This is a genomic window from Parvibaculum sp. (assembly GCF_049651025.1).
Lineage (GTDB): Bacteria > Pseudomonadota > Alphaproteobacteria > Parvibaculales > Parvibaculaceae > Parvibaculum.
On sequence record NZ_JBASBH010000108.1, the window covers coordinates 1 to 7,687 of the forward strand.

The following is a 7,687-nucleotide window of genomic DNA, read 5'->3' on the forward strand; positions in this document are numbered from 1 at the left end:
TCCGGGGAGAGGGCAGGGTGAGGGGGCCTTGCGTATGGCGAATGCTTCAGCGAGCGAAGGCCAGCATTTCCTTATAGCTGTCATGCATCGCCGGATTCGGGAAGCGGATGTGGTGGCGCATGAAGCGGCTGAAGGCGAGCATTGCTGTCGCGTACTTTCCGGCCTTCAAAATTAGTTCGTCGTCCCAGTCGAAAACACGCATGCGCCGATACCCGTCGATCATCGTTCCGACGCGCGCATCGGAAAACCCGTCTTTGGCACTCGCCGCCGTCACCAGCGTTATCCCGAGATCAAACAATGCCGAATCCATGGCCGCTGCTTCCCAGTCGATCGGAACGAGCGACCCGTCCGGACGCTCGATGATGTTGTCCGGAAAGAGATCGCCATGCGTGAAGACAAAGGCGTCTCGCTCGAAGGCGCCGGACGCCTCGAACGCTTCCGCTGTCTCAATTGCAGCGACAAGATCGGCGCATGAATGACCAGCGAGATCGTTTCTCCAAGAAGCCGGAATACGTCGCAGTCGCGATCTGAAACCACTAAGTGGCGGCACCGTGTGAATTTTTGCGAGTAGTTCGCCGATGTCGGCTGGACGCTGATCGGGTCTCTCGCTTAACGGAATGCCGGGAATGAACGGCCTCAGGATCACAGGAGTGGCCCCAGCGCTGGTAACGGTCCCTCCCTCCAGTCGTTCGATCAGCTCCGGCGTCTCGACGCCATGCGAACTGACATGGGCAACGATTCCCGCAAGTTCGTTTGCGCTTGCTTCGTCGTGATTGTTCAATACCGAGAGAATGTGGCTGTCGTCGAGCAGATATGACGTATTTGCCATCCCGCCCTTAACCTGCTCGGCTCGGTTGAAGCGCACTCCATATTGAACGGCCAGCGCTTTGAGTTCCGTCAAATCCAGAGATGAATATGCCGCCACGCCTTATCCCCCCTCATTCTTTCAGCCGCTTCCCCATCTCCACGACATCTTCCTCCGTATACCCCATCTCTTCATAAAATCCGATCACGCCCGAGTTGCTTTTGCGTACCAGCAAATTGAGCTTCCAAACCCCGCGCGCGATGAGCCAGTCTTCGGCCGCCTTCATGATGAGCCGTCCAAGGCCCTCGCCGCGATGCGCCGGATCCGCCGAGACGTAGTAAACCGCACCTCTGTGGCCGTCATGGCCCACCATAGCCGAGGCGATGATGTGCCCATGGCGCTCGGCTACGAGAACATCGGAGTTCGGGCCGCGCCTTGCGAAGGCGATATCCTTACGCGCGTCGTTCCAGGGGCGAGTCAGTCCGCAGGCGTCCCATAGACGGACCAGCGCCTCGAAGTCAGCGTCCTCGGCCGACCGCAAAGTGATGGCAGGGTTTAATTCGGGATTGGCGGAAGGTGCGGGTGCGTCGCTCATGGGCTCTCCAAATGCCGCGGAAAGCCCGGCACGGTAGCATAACCGAGCCCCGGTCGCCCGGATTCATGGGCAGAAAAGGGGTTAGGTTGTTCGCCCGCAGCGCCGCTGAGGGAGTTCGAGCGCCTGATGGTGTCAGCGCCCGATCTGTTCTGAGCCAGACCTTTCGACCTCGAAAACACTTTAGCTGCGACTTGACAATCGGAACGCCCGCACAAATACTTAAGTCTATGATTAAGTATTCAGACATTGACGATCGCCTGAGGGCGCTGGCTGAGCCGACGCGCGGCGCCATCATCGAACGGCTGAGCCGCGGCCCGGCCACGGTCAGCGAGCTCGCGGCACCTTTCGACATGAGCTTTGCCGCTGTCGTCCAGCATCTTCAGGTGCTCGAGGGATGCGGCCTCATACAGAGCGAGAAGCTTGGTCGCGTGCGCACCTGTCGCATCGAGCCGCGGGGCTTTGCGCCGATTGCCGAATGGATCGCTGACAGACGCACGCTTGCAGAGCGCCGCCTCGATCGCCTCGGCGTGCTTCTGGCGGAGATGGATGAGCCGTCTCAGTCGAAAAAACTCAAATCAAAGGGTAAGAAAAAATGAGCGGGAAGGACATCGATACCACACTCGAAGACGGCTCCGTGATCCACAATACCTTCACAATCGAGCGGACCTATCCGCAGTCCCCCGCGCGCGTTTTCGCCGCCTTTTCCAATAAGGACATGGTGCGGCGCTGGCGTGTCGAAGGGGAGGGTTGGGACATTGACGAGTTCACTTATGACTTCCGCATTGGTGGCGGCGAGGTCTCGCGTTTCCGCTATCAGGGTGGCCCGGAAATAAGGCTCGACGCGCAGTTTCAGGATATCGTCCCCGACCGGCGCATTGTCTTTGCCTATAGAATGAAGATCGGGTCTGAGCCCCTTTCGGCGTCACTCACCACGGTTGAGTTTTTCTCCTCCGGTGGCGGGACGCTTCTCAGGCATACCGAGCAGGGCGCATTTTTCGACAATGTGGATTCTGCAAAGGGGCGGGAAGAAGGCACGCGCCAGTTGCTGGACGCCCTCGCTGCCGAGCTGCAGAGGGCTTGAGCGCGGCACCCGTGATCCCGTCATGCGCCCGGAGCCTGCCTTCCCGGGGTCCATGCCGCCCCGTCTGATTGTCATAACCGCTCCCGACTTCCCCAAGATTCGCCGGGAAAACAGGCATGAAGGTTATTCGCGCGCGTCGCCGCCTCTCCCTATATACTGGTACGCCGCGACGGACTTGGGAACGACATGCTTTCGGACATCATCATCCTGCTCGTTCTGATACTGCTGAACGGGTTTTTCTCGCTGTCTGAAATGGCGATTGTTTCGTCGCGCCGTCAGCGGCTGCAAGCCTTGCTGTCCGCGCGAAAGCGCACGGACGGACCATCTGCCGGTCTGGAAACGGCGCTTGCCCTTCACGCCGAACCCGGACGGTTTTTGTCCTCTGTCCAGATTGGCATCACCATGGTCGGCGTCTTTACCGGCGCATTTGGTGGTGCGACCGTATCCGCGCCCATTGCCGTGGTCATTGCGGAGGTGCCGTTCCTTGCGCCCTATGCGCAAGCCATCGCACTTTCGATCGTCGTCATCGCTATTACCTACCTGACACTGATCCTTGGCGAACTGGTTCCCAAGCGCATCGCATTGACGAACCCCGAAGCCATTGCCGCCACTATCGCACGGCCCATGAGCGGCCTTGCAAGACTTCTGAGTCCTGCCGTCACTTTCCTGTCGTGGTCCACCGAGGCCGTGGTCAAGCTCTATGGCATTACCGGCCAGCAGGTCTCGAGCGTGACGGAAGACGAGATCAAGCATCTGGTGGAGGAGGGCGCGGCATCCGGTGCCATCGACGGCGTTGAGCGCGATATCGTCAACCGCGTTTTCCGTCTCGGCGACACGCGCGTCAGCGAGATCATGACGCCGCGCGTGCAAATGGTGTGGCTCGATACGGAATTCTCGGTCGAGGAAAATCTCGCATTGATCCGCTCCGAGCAGAAAATGCGCTACCCGATCCGGCGCGGCGCGCATGGCGGCCCCATCGGCATGATCCGGCTGGAAGACCTGTTCCTGACGCCCAAGACGAATGACGAGCTGCTGCGAAAGAAATCGCCGCCGCTATATATTCCGCGTACCGCCTCGGCGCTGAAGGCGTTGAGCATTCTCCAGTCGGAGAGCATGTATATGGGATTCATCATCGACGAATATGGCGATGTTGTCGGCTCACTGACCATGAGTGAAATCTTTTTCGCCATGATCGGCGACCTCTCCGATCATGTGGGCGACGCAAATCCCGGCATCGCCATGCGCGAGGACGGTTCTTATCTGATCGACGGTTTCGTTTCGGTCGATGAAGTGCGCCGCGCGCTTACGCTGACGAAGCTCCCCGGCGACGAGCAGGCGGAGGTGAATACGTTGGCCGGCGTCATGTTCAACTGGTTCGGCCGCCTGCCGCGCGAGGGCGATTATTTCGGCTGGAACGGCTATCGCTTCGAAATCGTGGACATGGATGGCCCGCGCATCGACAAGGTGATGATCGTGCCCGCGCAGAACATCCCTGTCGGCACTTCGCTCGCACGGACGGCCGACTAGCTTTTATTCATCTTCACAACCTTGCCGGGATTGAGAATTCCCGTCGGATCGAGCGCGCGTTTCAGCGTTCGCATCAACTCGATCTCGATCGGCGATTTTGTCTCCGCAATCTCGTCGCGCTTCATGCGCCCGATGCCATGCTCGGCGCTGATCGAACCGTTGAACTCGCGCACGATCCAGTGAACGATGGCGCTCATCTCGCCCCAGCGCGCAAGGAAGGCGGCCTTGTCCGCGCCGACAGGTTGCGAAAGATTGAAGTGAATATTGCCGTCGCCAACATGGCCGAACGGCACAGGTCGGATACCGGGCATTGCTTGTCCGACGGCATCGCTTGCCTGCGCAATGAATGCCGCGACCGAGGACACGGGCACCGATACGTCATGCTTGATGCTTCCGCCTTCAAGCCGCTGTACGTCCGACATGCTTTCGCGCATCTGCCAGAATTTCAGCCTCTGCGCTTCGGAATGCGCAATGGCAGCATCCGTTACAGCGCCGACATCCATCGCCGCTGCCAGCAGCACTTCGAGCATCTCGTTCAGGCTTTCGATGGTGCCCCCCGCGCTCAGTTCCAGCAGCACATACCAGGGCGAGGCGACGGAGAGCGGATCGACCGTGCCCGGCATATGGCGCGTCACGAACTCGATGCCGATGCGCGGCATCAGCTCGAAACTCGTCACCAGCCCGCCGCTGGCATTGTCTGCGATACGCAAAAGCTTCACCGCTTCTTCAACCGAGGGCACGGCGGCAAAGGCGGTCACGACGGCAAGCGGCTTTGAAAAGAGTTTCAGCACTGCGCCGGTGATGATGCCGAGCGTGCCTTCCGAGCCCATGAAGATATGCTTCAGATCGTATCCGGTATTGTCCTTGCGCAATCCCTTGCGCCCGTCCCACACCTGCCCATCGGCCAGCACTACCTCGAGCCCAAGCACCAGATCGCGCGCATTGCCATAGCGCAAGACGGCGGTGCCGCCGGCATTGGTCGCAAGATTGCCGCCGATCTGGCAGCTTCCTTCCGAGGCAAGGCTCAGTGGAAAGAGGCGCCCGACCTTTGACGCCGCCTCTTGCGCTGCCGCCAGCGTTACGCCCGCTTCCACCGTCAGCGTATTGTTCTCTGCATCGAGCGCGATGATCCGGTTCATGCGGGTCAGCGACAAAATCACTTCATCGCCGCTCTCGAACGGGATCTGCCCGCCGACAAGCCCGGTGTTTCCGCCCTGCGGCACGACAGGCGTGCCCGTTTCATGCGCGATCTTCATCAGCGCCGAAACCTCCGCCGTCGAGGCAGGCCGCAGCACCGCCGCCGCGCGGCCATGATAGAGATCGCGCCGCTCGACGAGGTAAGGCGCCATGTCGTTCACATCGTCGATGAAACCGTGCGGCCCGACGACAGCCTTCATGCGTGCCAGTGTTTCAGGAGAGGGCATCACGCCTCCAGTCGCTTGTGGGCGCGCACGCCGCAATGGAGAAAGCGCGGTCGCCCATCGCCGTCGCGATCAAGAAAATGATAGGTCGTCGCTTCCGTGAAACCCGGCACGACGCCGACAAACAACTCACCATCCACCGGATCGAGCGGCACACGCCGCACGCCGGAAATGACGGCGGCATTGGCCGAAGGAATGGTCGTCGCAATCAGCCGACCATTTTCCGCCGTCACCTCGATGATCTCCATGACATTCGCATAGCGCCCTTCATAGGCACTTGCGTTATAGGCAAAGTCCGGCGTTGCAACAGGCGGCGAGGGCGGCTTGATGCCTGCCGCTGTGCTGAAGATGTCCGTGAGCAGCGCCTGCGCGAGCCCCTTGCCATTGCCGCCATTCGTCAGCAATGCAACAGCGACGCCGCTTTCGGGGTGATAGCGCAGCCATGCCGCCTGGCCGATGGTCGAGCCGTCATGGCCGAAGATTTCGTAACGCCCGTCGCCGTCCCAGTCCCAGAGAAACGTCGCTAGGCCGATTGCGTCTATATTCATGCGTGTTGGGCAGGCGACATTCATCTCATGCATGGCCCGGACGCTCGCCTCCGACAGGATGCTTGTGCCATTGGGCCCAATGCCGCCGCCCATCATCATGCGCGCGAAGGTGATGACATCGCGGGCTCGCGTCATGGACATCGATCCCGCAGGCGCATTCGATTGCGCGAGATAGGCAAGAGGCGTTACGCCCAGCGCGCCCGGCGCGCCGAGATGCCCGATGGCCGTCAGATAGCGCAAGGCCTGCTCCGGCAGCGTCGAGAAAGACGGCGTGCCGATGGGCTTTGCAATGCGATTGCGTATCGCCTTGTCCCAGAGCTGCCCGCCCGCAATTTCGATAAGCCGTCCGGCAATCACGAAGCCCGTATTGCAATAGGAGAACATCGCGTCGATGGGGTGCACTTGCGGCAAGCCGCCAAGCATGCCGACAAAGCGCGCGATGCGATCTTCGCCGCGCCCGGCATCCTTGAAATAGTCGCCCTCAATGCCGCTCGTATGCGTGAGGAGATGTCGCAGCGTGACCCGCGCCGTCACGTCAGCATTCGCAACCTTGAAATCCGGCAGCCATTTTCGCACCGGCTCATCGAGCGAAAGCTTGCCTTCCTCGACAAGCTGCATGCAGAGCGCCGACGTATAGAGCTTGGTGATGGAGCCGATCTGGAACAGCGTGTCGTTCGTGGCCGCGACGCCCGTCTCGAGATTGACGACCCCGGCGCTCGCCTCGGAAAGCTCACCCCCCGCCCATACGGCAAGCGACGCCCCCGGCACGCCATAAGTCCCGACGAGGTCGGTCAGTCGCTCTTGAAGGCTGGATGAAAGCTTGGACATGAATTCGCAATCTCGCAATATTTGTTGCGGACTTTAGCATGGTGCGCCGTCCGTCTGCGCTTTAGAGTGCCGCCCTATGACCGAAACGAAAGACTTCATCAGCCTCGACCACATCATCATAGCCGTCCGCGATCTGGACGCTGCCGAGGCGACCTATAGCCGCATTCTGGGCCGTTCGCCCTCATGGCGCGGCACCCATCCGGGGCAGGGCACAGGCAACATCCTGTACCGCCTCGACAATACCTATATCGAATTTCTGGCCCCCGTCGGCGAGGGGCCAAGCGCAAGGGCGCTGTCTGCCCGGCTTGACGAGACGGGCGAGGGCCTCTTCGGCGTCGTGCTCGGCACCGCCGATGCCGATGCCGCCGTGGCGGCGCTCCGCGCCCGCGGGCACAAGGCGGGCGATCCCGTCGATGGCTCGGGTCGCGACGACCTCACCGGGGCGGAACGGCGCTGGCGCTCCTTCAGTTTCGACAGCGCGCAGATGCGCGGCATCTTCATGTTCGGTATCGAGCATCTGAGCCCGGCCGACGCGCTGCCAAAGGCCCCGCTGCGAGGCGAGGCCACGGACGAAAACGCCATCTCCGCCGTCGATCATGTCGTGGTGATGACGCCCGACGCCGAGGCGCTCAAGACCCTGTTCGGCGACATCTTCGGCATTCGCCTGGCGCTCGATCATTCAAAGCCCGAATGGGGCGTTCGCCAGCTTTTCTTCCGTCTTGGTGGCGTCACGCTCGAAATCGTTCAGCCGCTCGACGCCACAAAGGCGCCCAGTAAGGACTTCCTTTGGGGTCTCGCCTGGCGCGTCGGCAGCGTCGGGACTGTCCGCGAGCGCATTTTGCATGAAGGCCATGATGTTTCCGAAGTGCGTCTCGGACGCAA

General features: G+C 61.0%; 8 protein-coding genes. 4 read left to right on the forward strand and 4 right to left on the reverse strand.

Features of this window, described 5'->3' with window-relative positions; all coding sequences use genetic code 11:
* Window positions 1-46: 46 nt before the first annotated feature.
* Complete coding sequence (locus WA943_RS14635; protein ID WP_424470631.1) at window positions 47-925, reverse strand: phosphotransferase enzyme family protein; 879 nt, start codon at window positions 923-925, stop codon at window positions 47-49.
* Window positions 926-938: 13 nt separating this feature from the next.
* Entirely contained in the window at window positions 939-1,400 is a 462-nt protein-coding gene (locus WA943_RS14640) for a GNAT family acetyltransferase (protein WP_424470632.1), read from the reverse strand.
* A gap of 227 nt (window positions 1,401-1,627) precedes the next feature.
* Here WA943_RS14640 and WA943_RS14645 point away from each other — a divergent pair, with 227 nt between their 5' ends.
* The 3 genes from WA943_RS14645 (at window position 1,628) to WA943_RS14655 (ending at window position 4,008) form a co-directional block, all read left to right on the forward strand.
* Complete coding sequence (locus WA943_RS14645) at window positions 1,628-1,996, forward strand: ArsR/SmtB family transcription factor (protein ID WP_424470633.1); 369 nt, start codon at window positions 1,628-1,630, stop codon at window positions 1,994-1,996.
* Window positions 1,993-2,481 (forward strand): SRPBCC family protein, encoded by a 489-nt coding sequence (locus tag WA943_RS14650; protein WP_424470634.1) that lies wholly within the window; start codon window positions 1,993-1,995, stop codon window positions 2,479-2,481. The genes WA943_RS14645 and WA943_RS14650 overlap by 4 nt, the downstream gene beginning before the upstream one ends.
* A gap of 186 nt (window positions 2,482-2,667) precedes the next feature.
* Window positions 2,668-4,008, forward strand: coding sequence for a hemolysin family protein (locus WA943_RS14655; protein ID WP_424470635.1), 1,341 nt, complete (start codon window positions 2,668-2,670; stop codon window positions 4,006-4,008).
* Here the strand turns inward: WA943_RS14655 and WA943_RS14660 are convergent.
* Both WA943_RS14660 and WA943_RS14665 read right to left on the reverse strand, forming a co-directional pair.
* Window positions 4,005-5,432 carry an FAD-binding oxidoreductase gene (locus WA943_RS14660; RefSeq protein WP_424470636.1) on the reverse strand — a complete coding sequence of 476 codons (1,428 nt, stop codon included), beginning with the start codon at window positions 5,430-5,432 and terminating at the stop codon, window positions 4,005-4,007. The genes WA943_RS14655 and WA943_RS14660 overlap by 4 nt on opposite strands.
* Window positions 5,432-6,805, reverse strand: coding sequence for a serine hydrolase domain-containing protein (locus WA943_RS14665; protein WP_424470637.1), 1,374 nt, complete (start codon window positions 6,803-6,805; stop codon window positions 5,432-5,434). The genes WA943_RS14660 and WA943_RS14665 overlap by 1 nt, the downstream gene beginning before the upstream one ends.
* Window positions 6,806-6,881: 76 nt before the next feature.
* Between WA943_RS14665 and WA943_RS14670 the strand changes: the two genes are divergently transcribed.
* Window positions 6,882-7,687, forward strand: an 806-nt coding sequence (locus WA943_RS14670; RefSeq protein ID WP_424470638.1) for a VOC family protein, incomplete at its 3' end; no start/stop codon positions are given.